This is a genomic window from Rhizobium sp. Leaf371 (assembly GCF_001424045.1).
Taxonomy (GTDB): domain Bacteria; phylum Pseudomonadota; class Alphaproteobacteria; order Rhizobiales; family Rhizobiaceae; genus Ferranicluibacter.
The window spans coordinates 82941-101596 of record NZ_LMQB01000012.1 but is presented as its reverse complement, the minus strand read 5'-3'; the positions used below and the strand labels follow the sequence as shown (position 1 = coordinate 101596).

The window sequence follows — 18656 nt, the reverse complement described above, 5'->3', positions numbered from 1 at the left end:
GGATATGGGAGCATTGCTCATGCGGACGGTCTCTTGTGATCTTTCTGCGCGCCGGGCCTTTCAAGCACGGCCCGGCATCGATGGAACTCCGGGATCGGGCGGGTCAGAACTTGATCGTCGGCACGGCGCGATCGGTCTCGTTGGTGATCTCAAAATAGGGTGCCTTGGAAAAGCCGAGCGGCCCGGCCACGAGGTTGGACGGGAAGCTCTCGACCTTGACGTTCAGGTCGCGCGCGGCGCCGTTATAGTAGCGGCGCGACATCTGGATCTCGTCTTCGGTGCCTTCGATCGAGGCCTGCAGCTCGGAGAAATTCTGGTTGGCCTTGAGGTCGGGATAGGCTTCGGCGAGGGCAAACAGCTTGCCGAGCGCCTGGCCGAGCAGGCCTTCCGCCTGCGCCCGCCCCGCGACATCGCCGGCCGGCACGGCCTGGGCGCGATTGCGCAGGTTGACGATCTCCTCCAGCGTGCCGCGCTCGTGGGCGGCATAGCCCTTGACCGTTTCGAGCAGGTTGGGGATCAGGTCGGCGCGGCGCTTCAGCTGCACGTCGATGCCCGACCAGGCCTCTTCCTTGACGTTCCGCGCCTTGACCAGCCCGTTATAGACGAGGACGAGATAGCCGGCGACGACGACCAGAATGACGAGACCTGCAATCATTTTCTCTCTCCCCCGATGCCCCTGCGGGCTGCCCGCATCTCCATAGCGCGCTTTTACCCCGCTGCCCACCGTCTTGCAGTCCTGGCGCACGCTTCGACGGCGTCCTTTCACTGGAAATGAGTCACGATTTGTCGGGATTGGCGTCAGCCTCGATCCGGCTTACGCTGTCATAATCGAATTCACGATGACGACGCACCGGCGCACTTCAGGACGCGCGACATCCCCTGATTTCCGATGGTGGACATGGCGGCACCTCTCTGCGCGAGACACCGCCGGTCCGGACGACGACCGACGTCGCAGCGGTGTTCGCGCTGCCGGGTGTCATGGATGCATCGCCTGGTGCATCGGCACCGTCCCGTCGGCAATGACGGCCTGACAACCTTATTCGGAAGCCGTGGCTTCCCCCAGATTAGGAGACCGTGAACATGACGCTTCTTGCCATCATCGCCCTGTCTGCCGTGATGCTCACCGGCATCAGCCATCTCGTCGCGCTGCGCGGCGAACGCCATCGCTTCACGCCGCCCATGCTCGACAGCGCGCCGGTCAACATTCACCGCCCCGTCCAGCGCTCCTGGCACAGCTGAGCCGCCTGGTCGCTTTATTTGCGTTTGTCTTGCCGGGAAAAACGGTTCTAACCGTTCCCGGACAAACGCTCGGCGGCCCAGCCTTCAGGCCGCCGCAGCCGCCGAAAGATTGACGCCGCCGGCGTCCGTCATCAGGAAGGCTTCGCCGCAGGCCTTGGCGAGCGTTCGCACCCGCAGAATATAGCTCTGGCGCTCCGTCACGGAGATGACGCCGCGGGCATCGAGCAGGTTGAAGACGTGGCTGGCCTTGATGCACTGGTCATAGGCCGGGAACACGCATTTGTGCAGAGCGCGGTTGGCGCTGTCCCCCGGCGCGCCGGCTTTCAGCAGAGCCAGGCATTCGCCTTCCGCATCGATGAAGTGCTGGTGCAGCATCGCCGTATTGGCGTATTCGAAATTGTGCCGCGAATATTCCTGCTCGGCCTGCAGGAAGACGTCGCCGTAGCTGATCTTTTCCGCGCCTTCGCGGCCGTTGAAGTTGAGGTCGTAGACATTGTCGACGCCCTGGACATACATGGCCAGCCGCTCCAGACCATAGGTCAGTTCGCCGGAGACAGGCGAGCACTCGATGCCGCAGACCTGCTGGAAGTAGGTGAACTGCGAGACCTCCATGCCGTCGCACCAGCACTCCCAGCCAAGCCCCCAGGCGCCCAGCGTCGGGCTTTCCCAGTCGTCCTCGACAAATCGGATATCGTGCAGCAGCGGATCGAGCCCGATGGCGGCGAGCGAGCCGAGATAGAGCTCCTGCAGGTTCGACGGGTTCGGCTTCAGGATGACCTGATACTGGTAGTAATGCTGCAGCCGGTTGGGGTTCTCGCCGTAGCGCCCGTCGGTCGGTCGGCGCGAGGGCTGCACATAGGCGGCCCGCCAAGGTTTCGGACCCAGCGCCCGCAAGGTGGTCGCCGGATGGAACGTGCCCGCGCCCACTTCCATGTCGTAGGGCTGCAGCACCGCGCAGCCCTTGTCGGCCCAATAGGCGTGCAGGGTCAGGATCAGAGCCTGAAACGAGCGCTTCGGGTTCATATGGTCGGGCAAATCGGGCAAGGCAGACAGGGCAGACATGGCAGATCAATCGCTGGTGACGGAAAGACGAGACCGGACGAGTGCCACGGGCGGCGACAGGGGTCAATGTTTAAGCTATCCTGGGCGCAGATTTGCGATGGAGCCGCCGATGAATGTCAAGACGACCGTCACCTTGCCGGAAGATCTGATGCGATATGCGGAGAAGATGGTCGAAGACGGACAGTTCCCATCCGTCGATACGGTGCTTGCTGCGAGCCTCGAACATATGATGATCCGCCAGGATCAGGCGGCTGTCGATGAGGTCCTCCACCTCAATGCGGAAGAGTTGCGTCGGCGGTTGGACACGCCCATCGAAGAGACAATCGCGATGGATGAAGACGACCTCTTCGACCGCGTTCGCGCGCGCATCGCTGCCCGCGAAAGGCAATGAACACACGCTACCGGGTGCGCTATCATCGGGAAGCCGAGCAGGATCTCGTCGAGATCTACGACCTCGTTGCAAACTACGCCGGAAAACAGGCCGCCTAACGAAAATTGCGCGACATCGAATCCGTGGTGAGGGCCTTGGCTGCTTTTCCCTATCGCGGCTCGATCCGCGCCGACTTTCCCGACAATTTTCGCGTCGTACCGGCAGCCGAGAAGGCGGTTATCTGCATCACCGTTCACGAAGATATCAAGACCGTCGTCGTGCGCCACGTCGGTTATGCGGGCTCAGACTGGATGGTCTCCGTGCAAGGGCGCCTGACGTGATAGCGCGACCTCGTTCCGCTGCGATCAATCCTGCTTCACCCGATATTCTCCCGTGGCGGGGTCCTGCACCAGCGTGCCTTGCGACCCCGTCTGCTGCTGCTTGCGCACGCGTTCGCGCTGGCGGGCGAGGCGTTCGGCGTCGAGCACGAATTTGCGGTAGCCGAACCAGGCGATGGCGGCGACGATCAGGAGGAGGATGAGTTGCGGCATCTTGGGTTCCAGAGGGAGACGGGGTGCGGCCTGTCCCTAGAGACCGAACCGGCCCCATAATGCCTTTTCTTCTGCCGCTTCGGCAAGACCGGCGACGGCGGAAAGCGCAAGCCCGCTTGCGCCCGTCGCAAGCCCGCCTGCGATGGCGACACCCGGCTGGCGGCGTCCGAGCAGGCCGCGCGAGGCGCTGACCAGCCGCAGCTCCGTCTTTTCGCCGTAGCGGCGCTTGAGTTCGCCGCGCATGTCGCCGAGACCGTCGATCAGGCCGAGCGCGCGGGCGCGCTCGCCGGTCCAGAACAGGCCGGAGAAGATTTCGCCGTCATCGGTGAGGAGGTGACCGCGTCGTGCCTTCACCATGCCGGTGAAGACGCCGTGGATCTCCTGCTGCAGGCTTTTCAGATAGGCGACGTCCTTTTCCTTTTCCGGCTGGAAGGGATCGAGCATCACCTTGTTTTCGCCGGCCGTGTAGATGCGGCGTTCGATGCCGACCTTGTCGAGCAGCTCGGTGAAGCCGAAGCCGCCGGAGACGACGCCGATGGAGCCGACGATGGAGGTGGGATCGGCGATGATCTCGTCACCGGCGAGCGCGATCATGTAGCCGCCCGACGCCGCGACATCCTCCACGAAGACGAGGACGCGCTTGTTCTTTTCCACCGCGAGATCGCGGATGCGCTGGTAGATCAGCCGGGACTGGACCGGCGAGCCGCCCGGCGAATTGATGGCGATGGCGACGGCCGGCGCGTCCTTGTCGGCAAAGGCGCGTTCGAGAAGCGGCGCGACAGCCGCAATGTTGAGCATCGGCCGGAAGGCGCTGCCGCCGGCCATGATCGCTCCGTGCAGGCGAACGACCGGGATCGTCACACCCTGCTTGCGAAAGCGCTTCGGCAGCAACCTCTTGATGAAACCGGCCAAATCCGTCTCCTTTTCCTCGTGTCATCTCTTCCGGATGTAGGCACTGGCCCGGCCGGCGCAATGGCACGGCCCACGGGATCACGGGAAATTCAGCGGCGGGCGTAGAAGGCGCGCCCATTGTTGAGATTGTCCACCTCGGCCAGGAAGGCATGGGAGCCCTCGCCATGCATGACGAGCGGCGCGCGCAAAGAGAGGCGCGCGCGGGACTGCTTGATGCCGGTGGCGAGGATGCGCACCGCGTTTTCGCCGGCCCGCGGCAGGAGCGGCGTGATCTCCAGGCCACCGAAGCGGCGTCCGCAGGCGGCCACGATCTCGCCGATCGATTCCGGCCGCGCGATCAGCGACACCTGCCCGCCGGGACGCAGGATCGCGCCGGCCGTGCGGAGCCAGGCGTCGAACAGCCCGTCGTTCATCGCGTGGGCCGCAGCCTTCAGGGCGTCCGGCGTCCGGCGGTCGGCGCCATTGTTGAAGGGCGGGTTCATGACGACATGGTCGAAGACATCGCTCGGCAGACCGGCCTCGACCCGCGCACGCCCGGACAGGGCCACATCGGCCTCCAGCACTTGGAGACGGTTGGCGAAGGCGGCATTTCCCGCAAGGGCGAGGCTGCGGCGGGCAAAGGTGGCCATCTCGGCCGCCCGCTCCACGAGGAGCACCTGCGCCGAGGCCACCCGGACGGCCACCGCCATGCCGGCCGCACCCGCGCCGGCCCCGAGATCGGCGACCTTGATCGGCGTCGAACCCGGATCGGGCACGAGGGCTGCGAGCAGCATCGCATCCATGCCGGCACGATGGCCGCGGCCGAGCGGCTGAACCAGGTGAAACCGACCGCGGTGAAAGCTGTCCACCGTCTCCCCGGCCGTTGCGGCCGGCTCGGCCGTCAGGGCCGTTGCTGCGGGATCAACGGACGTGCGATCGGGAGATTTCTCAAGCGTCATGAGCGGCTCCGCGCCTCATTGATCCCGGAGTTCTGCGGCGAGGCCCGCATCCGAGAGGATGGTCCTTGCCTCGTCGGCGCGCTCGCCCTGAACCATCAGGCGGCGCGGCAGGAGGCCGAGCGAACCGTCGAGAATGCTCATGCCCTGATCGGCGATGAAGCAGATGATGCCCGCGTCGCGCATCAGGCTTTCGGCGAAGGAGAGGACGACGGCGTCGTTGGTACGGATCAATTCTTTCATCTGGCTCGCTTTTTTCCCATTCGTCGGTGCCCTGGGGCAAATCGCCACTTGCCGCGAAAGCCCCCCCTTTCTATTCTCAGAAGAATAGCTTGAACAGGAGTGCTTCGCCTTGGGCGTCGTGATACCGCTGGAAGACGGCAAGAACAAACAGGCCTCGGTGCAGCCGCTGGTCAATCTGACCAAAGCCGACATGGAGCGGGTCAACCAGCTGATCCTGGCCAAGGCGGGTTCGGATGTCGAGATGATTCCCGAGGTTGCCAACCACCTGATCTCGTCGGGCGGAAAGCGGCTTCGTCCCATGCTGACGCTGGCCTCCGCTGCCATGTTCGACTTCAAGGGCGATGCGCATGTCAAGCTCGCGACCAGCGTCGAGTTCATGCACACGGCAACCCTGCTGCACGACGACGTGGTGGACGAGAGCGACTTGCGGCGCGGCAAGTCCACGGCACGGATGATCTGGGGCAACCAGGCCAGCGTGCTCGTCGGCGACTTCCTGCTCGGCCAGGCGTTCCGGATGATGGTCGAGGTCGGCTCGCTCGATGCGCTCGACGTTCTCTCGACGGCCGCCTCGGTGATCGCCGAAGGCGAAGTGCTGCAGCTCTCCGTCGCCAAGAACATGGAAACGACGGAGGACGACTATCTCGCCGTCATTCGCGCCAAGACCGCCGCGCTCTTTGCCGCCGCCGCCGAAGTCGGCCCGATCGTCGCCAAGACCGACCGCTCGGCCCGCAACGCGCTGAAATCCTATGGCATGAACCTCGGCCTTGCCTTTCAGCTGGTCGATGACGTTCTCGATTACGGCGGCAAATCGGTCGATCTCGGCAAGAATGTCGGCGACGATTTTCGCGAGGGGAAGATCACCCTGCCGGTCATCCTCTCCTACCGGCGCGGAACGGCGGAGGAGCGTGCGTTCTGGAAGGACGCGATCGAGGGCGGCAATGCCAGCGACGCGAACCTGGAACACGCCATGGGGCTGATCACGCGCTATGGCGGGCTGACCGACACGATCGCAAGGGCCAAGCACTACGGCATGATCGCGCGCGATGCGCTCGCCCCCCTTCCCGCCTCGCCGTGGAAGGATGCGCTGCTGGAGGTCATCGACTTCTGCATCGACCGGGTGAACTGACGCTGGTGATGCGGGTCGAGCAGGACGGGCGATTTCTGGCGGCGTGCGCCAAAAAAGCCATTCTGTCTTGCCAAGCCTGCCGCAACCAAGGGTGATGCTCTCGAAGGGGAGCTGACCCCGGCTGGACGCAATTCCGGTTCTGCGCCGGGCGCAATTCCGGTTCTGCGCGGACTGCGTTATCACTACAGAACTGATTCCGGTTAGGCGCTTGCGCGGCGCATCCGAAACGAAAGGCTTGTCATGCGGCAAAAACATATTCTTCGGATGCTCACCAGCGTGGCGTTTCTGACGCTTGCCGGCTTCGTCTCCGGCCCGGCGCTCGCGGAAGAGGCGAAGGCCCCGGCGACGGAAGCCGCCGCCAAGCCCTTCGACGTGAACTCCGTCAACAGCTTTTCCGGATCGTTCCTCGCGGCCCGCACGGCCGACGTCGATCACGATCTGGACACCGCGACCAAGCTCTACCGCACGGCGCTGGAATTCGAGCCCGACAATGTCGAGGTGAAGCAGCGCCTGATGATCACCTCGTTGATGAACGGCAACTTCGCCGAAGGAGTGAAGATCGCAAACGAGCTGAAGACCGATGACTCGGTCGAGCGGATCACCACCGTCGTGCGCGGCGTCGACGCGATCAGCCGACGGGAATTCCGCAACGCGGAGAAGATCCTGAAATATTCCGGGCCGAACGATCTTGACCGGATGATGAACGGGCTGCTTCTGGCCTGGGCGAAGGCCGGACAGGGCAAGCCCAAGGACGCCATCGCCATGATCCAGGACATGAAGGGCCCGGACTGGTTCGCCATCTTCAAGAACTACCAGCAGGGCGCGATCGCGCTGGCGGCCGGCGACAAGCAGACCGCGCGCACCAAGTTCAACGAGGCCGTGACCGACCGCAATGGCGGCGGTGCGGCGCCGGACACGTTCATCCGCTCGATCATCGCGCTCGCACGGCTGGAAGCGACCGACGGCAACAAGCAGAAGGCGCTCGACACGATCTCGCTCGGGCAGAACTTCGTCAACAACTACGCTCCGCTCGATGCGCTGCGCAAAAGCATCGAGGACGGCAAGCCGCAGGAACAGCAGGTCCGCAACGCCAGCCAGGGCGCCGCCGCCGTGCTGTTCTCCGTCGGTGCCGCGCTCAATCGCGAAGGGGCGGAAGACATCGTCTCGCTCTACCTGCAGACGGCACGCGCGCTCGATCCCGACAGTGCCGACATCCTCGTGATGCTCGGCGGCATTGCCGAGACGCTGAAAAAGCCGGAGCGGGCCATCGCGCTCTATCAACAGGTGCCGCAGGGCTCGCCGATGCGCCGCCTGTCGGAAATGCAGCTGGGTCTGGCGCTTGCCGAAGTCGGCAAGGTGGACGATGCCAAGAAGCATCTGCGCGAACTGATCGACCTCGATCCGAAGGACATCCGCAGCTACGTCGCCTATGGCAGCGTGCTTTCGGACGCCAAGGACTACAAGGAGATGGCCGTCACCTACGACAAGGCTGTCGAGATCGTCGGCCCGGTGCCCAAGCGCAGCGACTGGTCGATCTATTTTCAGCGCGGCATCGCCTATGAGCGCCTGAAGGAATGGGAAAAAGCCGAGCCTAGCTTCAAGAAAGCGCTGGAGCTGAACCCCGACCAGCCGCAGGTGCTGAACTATCTCGGCTATTCCTGGGTGGACAAGAACATCAACCTCGAAGAGGGGCTGAACATGATCCGCCGCGCCGTCGACCTGAAGCCGGATGACGGCTACATCGTCGATTCGCTCGGCTGGGCCTATTTCCGCCTGGGGCAGTTCGACGAGGCCGTGGCCGAGCTGGAGCGCGCCGCCGAGCTGATGGCCGGCGACCCCACCATCAACGACCATCTGGGCGATGCCTACTGGCGCGTCGGCCGCAAGCTGGAAGCCGTGTTCCAGTGGAACCAGACGCTGGAGCTGAAGCCGGAAGACGACGAGATCGCCAAGATCAAGGCGAAGATCGAGAACGGCCTGCCGCCGGTGGAGGCCAAGGTTCCCGCCGCCGCCGAGGCCGAGGGCAAGCCGAAGCCGCCGGAAGTGACGGTTCCCGGCAAGAAGTCCTGATACCGGCCCGTGGCTGACACGCCTCGCATGCCAGCCGCTTCCGATGCGTCGGCCATCCTTGCGTCCGCGGCACACGTCTTTGCCGCGGAACGGGGTGCCGGCGTGCCGCTGGTGCTTGCGGCGCCGGCAAAGATCAATCTCGCGCTGCATGTCGTCGGCCAGCGTGCCGACGGTCATCACCTGCTCGAAAGCCTGGTGACCTTTACGGATACCGGCGACCGCCTGTCTCTGGCCGTAGCGGAGGCCGACAGCTTTACCGTGTCCGGCCCGTTTGCCGGCGATGTGCCGGTGGAGGCCGAGGGCCAAAGCGGCAATCTCGTGCTGAAGGCGCGCGACCTTCTGCGCCTGCGGCTGACCGCACTCGGCCTGCCCTGCGGGCCGGTCGCGCTGCATCTCGAAAAGAACCTTCCGGTCGCGTCGGGCATCGGCGGCGGCTCGGCGGATGCGGCGGCGGCGCTGACCGGGCTCCGGCGGATCTGGGGACAGGTGCCGGAGAGCGATCCGGATTCTGCTGCACTGGATCTGGCCGCGCTGGGGCTGTCGCTCGGGGCCGACCTGCCCATGTGTCTGACCGGCCGGCCGCTGATCGCGCGGGGAATCGGCGAGGCGATCGCGCCCGTTTCCGGCCTGCCCGAATTTCCGGCTCTGCTGGTCAATCCGGGTGTCGCGGTCTCCACGCCCGCCGTCTTCCTCGCCCTGACCGAAAAGACCCATCCGCCGCTGGCGCTGCCCGAGCGTCTCGCCACGCGCGCGGACTGGATTTCGGCGCTTGCGAAAACGCGCAACGATCTGGAGCCGCCGGCCCAGTCTCTAACGCCGCTGATCGGGCGCGCGCGGGCGGCACTTTGGGACGCGGGCGCGGCCCTTGCCCGCATGTCCGGCTCCGGCGCCACCTGTTTCGGGCTGTTTCTCGACAGGGAAACGCGCGATCTCGCCGCGGAGCGCATCCGCAACGCCCATCCGGACTGGTATCTCCTGCCCTGCACCACGCGGGGCTCGGACCCGGCCGCCGCCGAGAGGACCACGACACCATGACGATCGACACCGCCCGCAGCTTCGTGCCCGTTTCCATTGCGGTCCTCACCGTGTCCGACACGCGGACGCCGGACACCGACACATCCGGCGATACGCTGGTCGCGCGCCTGACCGAGGCCGGCCACACGCTTGCCGCCCGCGGCATCGTGCCGGACGACCGCGATGCCATCGCCGGGCAGGTGACCGCCTGGAGCCTCGATCCCGGCATCGACGTCGTGATCACCACCGGCGGCACCGGCTTTACCGGCCGCGACGTGACGCCGGAGGCGCTGGAGCCGCTGTTCGACAAGAGGATGGACGGCTTCTCCGCCATCTTCCATCGCATTTCCTATGAAAAGATCGGCACGTCGACCATCCAGTCGCGGGCGACCGGCGGCGTGCTGAACGCCACCTTCATCTTCGTGCTGCCGGGTTCGCCCGGGGCCTGCCGGGACGCGTGGGACGGGATTCTCAGCCAGCAGCTCGACCTGCGCCACCGCCCCTGTAACTTCGTGGAGATCATGCCGCGGCTGGACGAACACCTGAAGCGGTGACGGCGCGCGCCGCTTTCTAACGACCCGAGGCCCAGGCGGGCATGAGTTCGCTCGACAGACGATGGACGCCGCGGCGGGTGACGAAATCGGCAATCGTCATGCCGGGTCTCGCCATGCCGGCAGCCTGCGCGCGTTTGATGAGAAAGCCCTGCTCGAGCGGCGGGCGGCGCGACGCCAGCCGCGCCAGAAGCGGCCGCCGATGCCGGCGGGAGGCGGAAAAGCGTGCGGGACCGCGGCCGATCGCCATGTGCTCGGCGATCTCGTCCACCCAGCGACCGAGCGGCCAGGCGCCCGGCTCGATCAGCAGCAGCCACTCGCCGCGCGCCGAGCCGATCACGTCCGCCATGTCCCAATCGGTCAGAAAGCGCGCGCCGGCGGCGTCGGCCACCCGCTGCGAGGCATCGCGCGAGCCGTGATCGAGGATGATGACGTCGCTGACGAGACCTTCCACCGCACCAGCCACCAGCGCGGCCAGGGACTGGGCCAGCCTCGTCTCGCTATCGTGGGTTTCCATCAGGATCGTGAGCATGGCCGTTCCTACCGCATTGCACACACGATTGCCATGAAAGCGGAGGATCGACCGGCAGATTCCCTTCGTTCATCATGAATCGCCGGGCGGCAGGCGGCTGCGACGAGAGCCGAGAGCGGCATCCCCTCCGTTTTGTTCTTGCATTGTTCTCATTTTGGCGATAGCAATAAAACCAGAGAGAACGACATGGCGATTTGGCGAAAGTCGGGTCGCCCATGTTCCCCGGAGTGTCCCATGAACGATCTGTCCCATGTAAGGCAGGGCGCCTTTGCGCCCGGCAATCGGGCCGATGTGGCCGACGCACTGATGGTCGAGAGCGGCCTTCGCATCGACGTGGATCGTCGCCGCGGGCGTGGCGCGGGCGTCAACACCTCCGGCCGTTTCGAGCCGGTGAGCCGCAGCGCCGAGGATGACGGCTGGAACTCGCTCGAGGATCTGCCGCCGTTCAAGACCGAGGTGCAGGTGGAGAAGCCGCGCACGATCATTTCGCGCAACGAGTCGCCGGATATCCCGTTCGACCGCTCGGTCAATCCCTATCGCGGCTGCGAGCATGGCTGCATCTACTGCTTTGCCCGGCCGACCCATGCCTATATGGGCCTGTCGGCCGGCATCGATTTCGAGGCGCGGCTGTTTGCCAAGCCCGATGCGGCAAAACTGCTGGAGCGGGAACTCGCCAAGCCCGGCTACAAGGTAAAGCCGATCGCCATCGGCACAAATACCGACCCTTATCAGCCGATCGAGAAGGAATGGCGGATCATGCGCCAGATCCTGGAGGTGCTGAAGGCGGCGGACCACCCGGTGATGATCGTCACGAAATCGGCGATGGTGCTGCGCGACCTCGATATCCTCGCGCCGATGGCGGAGAAGGGTCTCGCCCGCGTCGGCCTGTCGGTGACGACGCTCGACCGCAAACTCGCCCGGCTGATGGAGCCCCGCGCCTCGACGCCGGAAAAGCGGCTGGATGCGATCCGCAAGCTGTCGGAGGCGGGGATACCGGCCAGCGTGCTGATGGCGCCGGTCATTCCCGCGCTCAACGATCACGAGATCGAGCGGGTGCTCGATTCCGCCAAGGCGGCGGGTGCCACCGAGGCGAGCTATGTTCTCCTGCGCCTGCCGCTGGAGGTGAGCCCGCTCTTCCGCGACTGGCTGCTGCAGCATTATCCGGATCGCTACCGCCATGTCATGTCGCTGGTGCGCTCGATGCGCGACGGCAAGGATTACGACGCCGACTTCACCAAGCGGATGAAGGGTGCCGGCCCCTATGCCTGGCAGATCGGCCGCCGCTTCGACCTCGCGGCCAAGCGGCTGGAGCTGAACACCAACCGGCGGGCGCTGAACTGCGACATCTTCGTGCCGCCGCTCGGAACGGGCGTGCAGCTCTCGCTGCTCTGAGAACCCGTCCTCCTCGTCCGGCACGCGCCGGATGCTGAATGGGACCGCATGTCCCTCGTACCATGCGGTCACTCGAGACCGGCGGCGTCCGCAACGTTGCCGGTCTTCCGCCCCCAGGCGCCGCCGCATCTCCTGGGGGCCTTGCGGGGAATCGGCCTCTCGTGCGACCCTGCCGCCATGGCACGCCGCACCACCACGACCGATTCCCCGCTTCTCTTCGACATCCGCCTCACGCCGGATTTCAGCCTGGAGACGGCCGCGAAGCGGGAAGGCCTGTGGCCGGTCGCCGGCACGGACGAGGCCGGGCGGGGGCCGCTTGCCGGACCCGTGGTCGCCGCCGCCGTCATCCTCGACCCGAAACGCATTCCGGACGGGCTGAACGACAGCAAGCAACTGACCGCGCAGCGGCGCGAAGTCCTGTTTGCGGAAATCCTTGCGACCTCCACCGTCTCCATCGCCTCCTCGGGTGCGGCCCGCATCGACGGCACCGACATCCGCAAGGCGAGCCTCGACGCCATGCGGCGCGCGGTCTGCGGCCTGCATCGGCGGCCGGCCCTGGTTCTTGCCGACGGGCGCGACGTGCCGCCGGGGCTCGCCTGCGAGGGCCGCGCCGTCGTCAAGGGCGATGCCCGCTCGCTCTCCATCGCCGCAGCCTCGATCGTCGCCAAGGTCGCGCGCGACCGGATGATGACCCGGGCCGACGGTGTGTTTCCCGGCTATGGCTTTGCCTTGCATGCCGGCTATGCCACCGCGCGTCATCGCAGCGCCATCACGCTGCACGGCCCGTGCCGCCTGCATCGCATGACCTTTCGGCCGCTGCGACCCGACGACAGCGCTGCGGAGATCGTGCTGGTCGAACTGCCCTAGCCCGGAAGACCATGCGTCGCGGGATTTAAACCGGAGCGAATGAGCGGGCGCGCGTCGTTCAGCCAATGCCTACCCCCGCGAGCGTCTCGGCTTTCGCATGAGCGCCGTTTGGCCGGCGGAGGCCGCCGGTCCGGCCATCCCGTCGCCATTCTGCCGGGCTCCGTCATCGTCATGACCGCAGAACCTCTGCATCTTCTCATTGCAGGGAAAGCTCTTTCTGCCTAGCCTCGGTCCCGCGGCAGTCCCGCCGCCCGAGGAGATCGACATGGATGCCGTCACGCTTTCCGCTTTCGCCCTGACCTTCTTCGTTTTCGCGGCCAGCCCCGGACCGGACAATATGACGATCGTGCTCCGGACGATCTCCCACGGTCCCGCCTCGGGCCTTGCCTATGGCGCGGGCACCGTCGCGGGCATCCTCGTCTTCCTGTCGCTGGCCGGCTTCGGGCTCTCGGTGCTCGCAACCGAGATGGGCACGCTGATGACGGTGCTGCGGTTTGCAGGCGCCGCCTATCTCGTCTGGATGGGTTTCCGCCTCTGGACCGCGCCGCCGGAGCTCCCGCAGATGCAGGCGGTCTCCGAACGCGGCAGCCTCGCCGCCGTCTTCTGCACGGGCATTGCCCTCAACCTCGGCAATCCGAAGATGCCGCTGTTCTATCTCGCGCTGCTGCCGAACGTGGTGGGGACGACGTTCACGGCGGCGACGCTGCTCGAACTCGCGGCGATCATCCTTGCGGTCGAAGCGGTCGTCATCGGCGGCCATGTGCTGCTCGCCACCCGGGCGCGTCGTCTGTTGCGCACCCAAAAGGTCATCCGCCGGGTCAATCGCACAGCGGGCGGGCTGATGATCGGTACGGGCCTCGGGATCGTCGCCGCGCGGTGAGGTTTTTGGTTGGGAAATGGGCTGATCGGAGCTGGCGCTTCGGTGGGTGGCCCGCCCCTCATCCGGCTGCCGCCACCTTCTCCCCGCAGGCGGGGCGAAGGGACTCGGGGCATCGCTTCCGCTCCCCCCCCTCGAACCGTCAAGCGGGCCACGTCCCCTCTCCCCGCCCGCGGGGAGAGGGTTAGGGTGAGGGGCAGCCTCGGAACAGGCCCTCGATGGTCAGGCCACCAATTTTCACCGTCCCAACCACGCACAAGACAACAGTCCGGAACAGACATCCGTCGAAGGAATGCGTCTGCATCCCCAACCCGGCCCAAACGAAAAAAGGCCGGCACATGGCCAGCCTTTCGTTCATGTCGTGTCGCTCTCAGAGTCCGTGTCGTCTCGGACAATTCAAGCCGCGACGCCCGCTCCGGCGCCGGAGAAAGCCTAGTTCAGCCGTGCCTTCACGTCGCCGATCGCGTTGGCGAACAGGGACTGCTGGGTCGCGGCGTCGGCCTTGGCGGTGATGACGCGTTCGGCGGCGGCGATGGCGATATCGACGGCCGTGGCGCGCACGGCGTTGATTGCGTCGGTTTCGGCCTGGCGGATCTTCTGCTCGGACAGCGTGGTGCGGCGGGTGACGAATTCTTCCGTCTTCAGCTTGGCATCGGCGGTCAGGGCTTCGGCTTCGCGCTCCGCGGCGGCCACGATGTTGGCGGCTTCCGCTTCGGCTTCCTTGCGCTTCCTCTGGTATTCCACCAGCAGAGCCTGGGCTTCCTCGCGCAGGCGCATGGCTTCGTCAAGCTCGTTGCGAATGCGCGCGGCGCGTTCGTCCAGCTGCTTGCCCATCATGCCGGGTACCTTGAGGTACACGATGAGAGCGAGGAAGAGCACCAGGCCGACGGTGGCCCAGAATGTGGCCAGAGAGGTCAAATCCATCTGTCTTCTCCCTTACTCTGCCGCAGCCTTGACGGCGGATGCGATTTCGGTGCGCGGCACCTCGCGGCCGAGCAGCTGCTCGACAACGGCGGACGCGGTTTCCTCGGCGATCGCGCCGACATCGGCCAGCGCGCTGGCCTTGATCTCGGCGATCCGGCTTTCGGCGGCCGCGATCTTGTCGTTGAGGGCGGCTTCGACGGCGGCGCGGTCGGCGGCGGCCTTCACCTTGGCGGCCTCGCGGGCGCTGGCGGCGATGGCATTGCCCTTGGCGCGGGCGGCGGCCAGTTCCTGCTCGTAGGATGCGATGGCGGCATCGGCTTCGGCCTTGGAACGCGCTGCGGCGTCGAGATCGCGGGCGATGGCATCATGGCGGGTCGCGAGGATGGTCGCGATCCGCGGCATGATCACCTTCTGCATCAGCAGATAGAACAGGCCGAACGTGATCGCCAGCCACACGAGCTGCGATGCGAATGTTGATTGGTCGAAAGGCGGAAACACGCCGGAGCCGTGGCCGCCTTCAGATGCGACACCGGTCTCGGTGTGCACGTCGCCAGGCGCGGCATGGGGTGTCTCGCCCTCGGGAGGTGTGGTTGACTGGGCATAGGCCGCGGTCACGAACATGCTCATCTCCAGGGGCAACTCAAAAGGCCACGCTCATGTCCCCCTCGAAAGCCGAGACGGAATGGCGGCACTGTAAAAGGATGACGGGCCGCGACGGAATCGCGGACCTGTCAAAATCGAACGGGCCGCGACGGAATCGCGGCCCGGCAAGCTCGACCGTCTTAGACGGCGAACAGGAGGAGCAGAGCTACGAGCAGCGAGAAGATGCCCAGAGCTTCCGTAACGGCGAAGCCGAATACGAGGCGGCCGAACTGGCTGTCGGCTGCCGACGGGTTGCGAAGCGCGCCCGAGAGGTAGCTGCCGAAGATGTTGCCGAGGCCGAGAGCCGTGCCGGCCATGCCGAGGCATGCCAGACCCGCGCCGATGTACTTTGCTGCTTCCGCTTCCATGTTGATCTCCTTGAGAAGGGTTGTTGCGGCTTTTCTTGGCAGGCGCGGCGATTGTTTGCCGGCCTGCGTGACTTATTCCTCAGTGACCGCCCGGATGGACCGCGTCGTTCAGGTACATGCAGGTGAGTACCGCGAAGACATAGGCCTGAAGGAAGGCGACGAGGAATTCGAGACCCGTGAGCGCCACGGTCATGATGAGAGGCAGGATGGCGCCGCCGATGCCCAGCGCACCCATGGTGCCGAGCGATGCGACGAAACCTGCAAAGACCTTCAGCGTGATGTGGCCGGCCAGCATGTTGGCGAAGAGACGGACCGAAAGGCTGATGGGGCGCGACAGGAACGAGATGATTTCGATGGTCACGACGAGCGGCAGCAGGATGCCGGGAACGCCGGAGGGCACGAAGACCTTCAGGAAGCCGAAGCCGTGCTTGTAGAAACCATAGACCAGGACCGTGCCGATGACGAACAGCGCCAGCGCGAAGGTGACGATGATCTGGCTGGTGATGGTGAAGAAGTAGGGCACCATGCCGAGCAGGTTCGCCGTCAGGATGAACATGAACAGCGAGAAGACCATCGGGAAGAAGTGCATGCCGTGGCTGCCGGCGCCTTCGCGCAGCATCGAGGCGATGAATTCGTAGGAGAGTTCCGACACCGACTGCATGCGACCTGGAACGACCGCGCGCGAGGTGGTGGTGAAATAGAGGAAGCCGATGGCCAGGACCAGCGTCGCGACCATGAACAGGGAGGCATTGGTGAAAGAGAGATTCAAGCCGCCGATGTGAATCGGGACGATCTCGTTGATCATAAACTGGTGGGTCGGATCTACCTTATCGCCTGCCACTGTCGTTCTCTTTCGCTCTCAGCCGCGCGAAGCGGTTGTTTCCCGTTGCCGCACCTTATGGGGCGCCGCCATCCTTGTTGTCGTCGCCGACGTCACCCTGCCGCTCTCCGACCCGATCGGCCGGATGGGGCGATGCCACCATGCCTGCAGACCGCATGACGTTCAGCACGCCGGCGCAGAAGCCGAGGAGGAGAAGGACGATCATCCCCCAGGGCCCTGTACCCGCAAAAGTATCCAGAAGATAGCCCAGAAGCGCCCCGACAATGACGGCCGCCACGAATTCGCTCGAAAGCTTGATCGCGACTTGGTAGCCCTTGCGGTTGCCCGCCGCCCTCGCCTCGTCCGCCGCGTCGCGGCTTTCGTTGCCGCGCCGTTCCGACAGCTGGGCATCGAGGCGCCGGCGCCGTTCCTCCAGACCTTCGTTCTGGTTGTCCGTCATGTGGCCCCTCCCCTGCGTCTCCGTCCCCGTGATAAACCATGGGAGCGGCCTCACAAAGGCCTGATTTGAAGCCACTCTCGGCCCGTTTGAAGTCGGCCGCACCATAGTTTTGGCGTCGCGCATAGTCAAGGCGAAGCCATGCCTTGGCGAGCGACAATATTCGACTGACAAATCAACGTGTTGTGATCGAAAAGTGCGGGCTCGGCGGAATCTGTCCCCAGCTGTTGCGGGCAAAGCGCGGCGACCCTTGCGCGGTGCGGGTGCGTGGGCGCGCGGGAAAGCCCTCCGGACCTGTGATGGACGGGAGGGCCTTAGGACATCTGGTGGGACCTGTCGGGTGATTCCCGCCGGGACCGTCGCTCAGCTCCAGCCGCCGCCATAGGTGCGGTAGAAGATGTGTTTGCCGATCTGCGTCAGCCGCTTCATGGTCGGCCCCCAGTCGGGGCGGACATAGGTCGCGTGATAATGCGTGGCCGAGCCGACTTCGGGCAGCCAGATCTTGCCGGCGGTGACCGCGAGCGCGATCTCCTTGGCGGTCTGCCAGTGCGACGGCGACCAGACGATGTCGGGGATGCGGTCGCAGGCGAACGAGAACTGGCAGCGGTTGTAGAGCGCCTTGTTCTGGTAGACGACGCCGCAGATCGAGCCGGGATAGGTGGGATTGCGCACGCGGTTGAGAATGACCTGCGCGACGGCCGCCTGGCCCTTCGCCGATTCTCCGCGCGATTCGAAATAGATGCCCGCCGTCAGGCATTTCTGCTCGGCCTCGCTGAAGGCATCGGCCGGCAGCGGATTGGCGGCCCAGGCGTGATCCTCGGGCGAGATGTCCGGAATGAAGCGGCCGCCGCCGGCGTCATCTTTGAGGATCGAGTCGAAGGGCGATTCGCGGGCATAATCGGGTGCTGCAGGCGCATAGGCGGTCGCCAGGATATCGGCGCGCTGGTTGGTGACGAGGCTCGCGATCATCGGCGACATCGCTTCGTCGCGCTTCGGCGCCAGTTTCTTATAGAAGGCCGTGGCGATTTCGATTTCCTGGCCGCGGATCTTCGGGCGGGCGAAGACCATGCGTTCCTGCGTGTCGAACAGCGGTATGGTCAGCCCGCTGGTGCGCTGGAGGATGGAGCCGGCGGAAAAATCCTTCGGCGGCGTGACCGGGGCGACAGTGACGATGCGGCCCTTTTTCTCCCGGCGGTTGACGCGCTCCTCGTCGGTGCGCGGGTCCGACTGCTTGTCGGCGGAGGCGAGCGAGACCTTGCCGCCATCCGGCAGCGTCATGCCGGCGCCGTCGCCGATGGCCGCCGTGGTGATCGGATCGTTGAAGACCATCTCAGCCTCGTGCAGCGAGCCGGCCGGCGACGTCGTCATGTGCATCCGCCAGCGCTCGCCGCCGCGATTGATGCCGGAGAGGAAGGTGGCGAGATCGGCATGGGCCGAGACGCTGGGACAGCCGACGAAGAGGCCGAGGGCGATCAGGAGCGGCGCGGACCAGCGCCGTGCCGGGGGGATGGGAGACGCGGTTGCCGGCGACCGGCGCTTCGAACCAACTCTCTGACGCATAATCTGACGCACAGGCAACTCCACGCCCACTTGGGGAAGGCACACGCGCAGGAGCCCTCGCCCGGCCGAGCGGATCGGCCGGAACGCGTTTTCCGCGAACATCCAACGAAAATGCAGGTCCGGCCCGATCATCCGAAGCGCCGC

Annotated in this window: 23 protein-coding genes; 10 read left to right on the top strand and 13 right to left on the bottom strand. The window is 65.5% G+C overall.

Features of this window, described 5'->3' with window-relative positions; translation table 11 throughout:
• Positions 1-103: 103 nt before the first annotated feature.
• Positions 104-655, bottom strand: coding sequence for a LemA family protein (locus ASG39_RS08515; RefSeq protein ID WP_062594591.1), 552 nt, complete (start codon positions 653-655; stop codon positions 104-106).
• A 425-nt stretch (positions 656-1080) separates the two neighbouring features.
• On the opposite strand from ASG39_RS08515, the gene ASG39_RS23745 reads away from it, so the two are divergent.
• The gene (locus tag ASG39_RS23745) at positions 1081-1239 is read left to right on the top strand and encodes a hypothetical protein (RefSeq protein ID WP_156468077.1); all 159 of its coding nucleotides are present in this window, start codon (positions 1081-1083) and stop codon (positions 1237-1239) included.
• Positions 1240-1323: 84 nt separating this feature from the next.
• Here ASG39_RS23745 and ASG39_RS08510 read toward each other — a convergent pair whose 3' ends face one another.
• Complete coding sequence (locus tag ASG39_RS08510; RefSeq protein WP_200943880.1) at positions 1324-2262, bottom strand: glycine--tRNA ligase subunit alpha; 939 nt, start codon at positions 2260-2262, stop codon at positions 1324-1326.
• Positions 2263-2410: 148 nt separating this feature from the next.
• Between ASG39_RS08510 and ASG39_RS08505 the strand changes: the two genes are divergently transcribed.
• Positions 2411-2692, top strand: a complete 282-nt coding sequence (locus ASG39_RS08505; protein ID WP_062594590.1) for a hypothetical protein — start codon at positions 2411-2413, stop codon at positions 2690-2692.
• Positions 2693-2826: 134 nt separating this feature from the next.
• Positions 2827-3012 carry a hypothetical protein gene (locus ASG39_RS08500; protein ID WP_156468076.1) on the top strand — a complete coding sequence of 62 codons (186 nt, stop codon included), beginning with the start codon at positions 2827-2829 and terminating at the stop codon, positions 3010-3012.
• 24 nt (positions 3013-3036) lie between these two features.
• Here the strand turns inward: ASG39_RS08500 and ASG39_RS08495 are convergent, their stop codons facing one another.
• From ASG39_RS08495 to ASG39_RS08480, 4 genes are all read right to left on the bottom strand, one after another.
• The gene (locus tag ASG39_RS08495; RefSeq protein WP_062594588.1) at positions 3037-3222 is read right to left on the bottom strand and encodes a hypothetical protein; all 186 of its coding nucleotides are present in this window, start codon (positions 3220-3222) and stop codon (positions 3037-3039) included.
• 36 nt (positions 3223-3258) lie between these two features.
• The gene (locus ASG39_RS08490; RefSeq protein WP_062594587.1) at positions 3259-4134 is read right to left on the bottom strand and encodes a S49 family peptidase; all 876 of its coding nucleotides are present in this window, start codon (positions 4132-4134) and stop codon (positions 3259-3261) included.
• A gap of 89 nt (positions 4135-4223) precedes the next feature.
• The gene (locus ASG39_RS08485; RefSeq protein ID WP_082477076.1) at positions 4224-5072 is read right to left on the bottom strand and encodes a methyltransferase; all 849 of its coding nucleotides are present in this window, start codon (positions 5070-5072) and stop codon (positions 4224-4226) included.
• 15 nt (positions 5073-5087) lie between these two features.
• Complete coding sequence (locus tag ASG39_RS08480) at positions 5088-5312, bottom strand: DUF2007 domain-containing protein (RefSeq protein WP_062594586.1); 225 nt, start codon at positions 5310-5312, stop codon at positions 5088-5090.
• A 109-nt stretch (positions 5313-5421) separates the two neighbouring features.
• Between ASG39_RS08480 and ASG39_RS08475 the strand changes: the two genes are divergently transcribed.
• The 4 genes from ASG39_RS08475 to moaB all read left to right on the top strand — a co-directional run bounded on the left by ASG39_RS08475 (position 5422) and on the right by moaB (position 10076).
• Positions 5422-6438, top strand: coding sequence for a polyprenyl synthetase family protein (locus ASG39_RS08475; RefSeq protein WP_062594585.1), 1017 nt, complete (start codon positions 5422-5424; stop codon positions 6436-6438).
• A 240-nt stretch (positions 6439-6678) separates the two neighbouring features.
• Entirely contained in the window at positions 6679-8508 is a 1830-nt protein-coding gene (locus tag ASG39_RS08470; protein WP_062594584.1) for a tetratricopeptide repeat protein, read from the top strand.
• Positions 8509-8535: 27 nt separating this feature from the next.
• Positions 8536-9543, top strand: a complete 1008-nt coding sequence (locus ASG39_RS08465) for a 4-(cytidine 5'-diphospho)-2-C-methyl-D-erythritol kinase (RefSeq protein ID WP_082477075.1) — start codon at positions 8536-8538, stop codon at positions 9541-9543.
• Positions 9540-10076 (top strand): molybdenum cofactor biosynthesis protein B, encoded by a 537-nt coding sequence (gene moaB, locus ASG39_RS08460; protein ID WP_062594583.1) that lies wholly within the window; start codon positions 9540-9542, stop codon positions 10074-10076. The genes ASG39_RS08465 and moaB overlap by 4 nt, the downstream gene beginning before the upstream one ends.
• A 16-nt stretch (positions 10077-10092) precedes the next feature.
• On the opposite strand, the gene ASG39_RS08455 is transcribed toward moaB, so the two are convergent.
• Positions 10093-10605, bottom strand: coding sequence for a hypothetical protein (locus ASG39_RS08455; RefSeq protein ID WP_062594582.1), 513 nt, complete (start codon positions 10603-10605; stop codon positions 10093-10095).
• A gap of 234 nt (positions 10606-10839) precedes the next feature.
• On the opposite strand from ASG39_RS08455, the gene ASG39_RS08450 reads away from it, so the two are divergent.
• The 3 genes from ASG39_RS08450 to ASG39_RS08440 all read left to right on the top strand — a co-directional run bounded on the left by ASG39_RS08450 (position 10840) and on the right by ASG39_RS08440 (position 13744).
• Entirely contained in the window at positions 10840-11997 is a 1158-nt protein-coding gene (locus ASG39_RS08450; RefSeq protein ID WP_062594581.1) for a PA0069 family radical SAM protein, read from the top strand.
• Positions 11998-12174: 177 nt separating this feature from the next.
• Positions 12175-12864, top strand: a complete 690-nt coding sequence (locus ASG39_RS08445) for a ribonuclease HII (RefSeq protein ID WP_062594907.1) — start codon at positions 12175-12177, stop codon at positions 12862-12864.
• A gap of 265 nt (positions 12865-13129) precedes the next feature.
• Positions 13130-13744, top strand: coding sequence for a LysE family translocator (locus ASG39_RS08440; protein ID WP_062594580.1), 615 nt, complete (start codon positions 13130-13132; stop codon positions 13742-13744).
• 429 nt (positions 13745-14173) lie between these two features.
• Here ASG39_RS08440 and ASG39_RS08435 read toward each other — a convergent pair whose 3' ends face one another.
• The 6 genes from ASG39_RS08435 to ASG39_RS08410 all read right to left on the bottom strand — a co-directional run bounded on the left by ASG39_RS08435 (position 14174) and on the right by ASG39_RS08410 (position 18524).
• Positions 14174-14659, bottom strand: a complete 486-nt coding sequence (locus ASG39_RS08435) for a F0F1 ATP synthase subunit B (RefSeq protein ID WP_200943879.1) — start codon at positions 14657-14659, stop codon at positions 14174-14176.
• 18 nt (positions 14660-14677) lie between these two features.
• Positions 14678-15286, bottom strand: coding sequence for a F0F1 ATP synthase subunit B (locus ASG39_RS08430; protein WP_062594578.1), 609 nt, complete (start codon positions 15284-15286; stop codon positions 14678-14680).
• A gap of 161 nt (positions 15287-15447) precedes the next feature.
• A complete protein-coding gene (locus ASG39_RS08425) occupies positions 15448-15675 on the bottom strand; it encodes a F0F1 ATP synthase subunit C (protein ID WP_056332699.1) in 228 nt (75 codons plus the stop codon).
• Between the two features lie 79 nt (positions 15676-15754).
• Positions 15755-16516, bottom strand: a complete 762-nt coding sequence (locus ASG39_RS08420) for a F0F1 ATP synthase subunit A (RefSeq protein WP_277995960.1) — start codon at positions 16514-16516, stop codon at positions 15755-15757.
• A 55-nt stretch (positions 16517-16571) separates the two neighbouring features.
• Entirely contained in the window at positions 16572-16955 is a 384-nt protein-coding gene (locus ASG39_RS08415) for an AtpZ/AtpI family protein (protein ID WP_062594576.1), read from the bottom strand.
• Positions 16956-17315: 360 nt separating this feature from the next.
• A complete protein-coding gene (locus ASG39_RS08410; RefSeq protein WP_244481182.1) occupies positions 17316-18524 on the bottom strand; it encodes a cell wall hydrolase in 1209 nt (402 codons plus the stop codon).
• Positions 18525-18656 lie beyond the last annotated feature (132 nt).

What these genes read in the sequence shown, in the direction of transcription:
- ASG39_RS08515 (WP_062594591.1), bottom strand. Translation starts at nt 655, where the DNA reads ATGATTGCAGGTCTCGTCATTCTGGTCGTCGTCGCCGGCTATCTCGTC.
- ASG39_RS23745 (WP_156468077.1), top strand. Translation starts at nt 1,081, where the DNA reads ATGACGCTTCTTGCCATCATCGCCCTGTCTGCCGTGATGCTCACCGGC.
- ASG39_RS08510 (WP_200943880.1), bottom strand. Translation starts at nt 2,262, where the DNA reads ATGAACCCGAAGCGCTCGTTTCAGGCTCTGATCCTGACCCTGCACGCC.
- ASG39_RS08505 (WP_062594590.1), top strand. Translation starts at nt 2,411, where the DNA reads ATGAATGTCAAGACGACCGTCACCTTGCCGGAAGATCTGATGCGATAT.
- ASG39_RS08495 (WP_062594588.1), bottom strand. Translation starts at nt 3,222, where the DNA reads ATGCCGCAACTCATCCTCCTCCTGATCGTCGCCGCCATCGCCTGGTTC.
- ASG39_RS08485 (WP_082477076.1), bottom strand. Translation starts at nt 5,072, where the DNA reads ATGACGCTTGAGAAATCTCCCGATCGCACGTCCGTTGATCCCGCAGCA.
- ASG39_RS08480 (WP_062594586.1), bottom strand. Translation starts at nt 5,312, where the DNA reads ATGAAAGAATTGATCCGTACCAACGACGCCGTCGTCCTCTCCTTCGCC.
- ASG39_RS08470 (WP_062594584.1), top strand. Translation starts at nt 6,679, where the DNA reads ATGCGGCAAAAACATATTCTTCGGATGCTCACCAGCGTGGCGTTTCTG.
- ASG39_RS08465 (WP_082477075.1), top strand. Translation starts at nt 8,536, where the DNA reads ATGCCAGCCGCTTCCGATGCGTCGGCCATCCTTGCGTCCGCGGCACAC.
- moaB (WP_062594583.1), top strand. Translation starts at nt 9,540, where the DNA reads ATGACGATCGACACCGCCCGCAGCTTCGTGCCCGTTTCCATTGCGGTC.
- ASG39_RS08455 (WP_062594582.1), bottom strand. Translation starts at nt 10,605, where the DNA reads ATGCTCACGATCCTGATGGAAACCCACGATAGCGAGACGAGGCTGGCC.
- ASG39_RS08450 (WP_062594581.1), top strand. Translation starts at nt 10,840, where the DNA reads ATGAACGATCTGTCCCATGTAAGGCAGGGCGCCTTTGCGCCCGGCAAT.
- ASG39_RS08445 (WP_062594907.1), top strand. Translation starts at nt 12,175, where the DNA reads ATGGCACGCCGCACCACCACGACCGATTCCCCGCTTCTCTTCGACATC.
- ASG39_RS08440 (WP_062594580.1), top strand. Translation starts at nt 13,130, where the DNA reads ATGGATGCCGTCACGCTTTCCGCTTTCGCCCTGACCTTCTTCGTTTTC.
- ASG39_RS08430 (WP_062594578.1), bottom strand. Translation starts at nt 15,286, where the DNA reads ATGTTCGTGACCGCGGCCTATGCCCAGTCAACCACACCTCCCGAGGGC.
- ASG39_RS08425 (WP_056332699.1), bottom strand. Translation starts at nt 15,675, where the DNA reads ATGGAAGCGGAAGCAGCAAAGTACATCGGCGCGGGTCTGGCATGCCTC.
- ASG39_RS08415 (WP_062594576.1), bottom strand. Translation starts at nt 16,955, where the DNA reads ATGACGGACAACCAGAACGAAGGTCTGGAGGAACGGCGCCGGCGCCTC.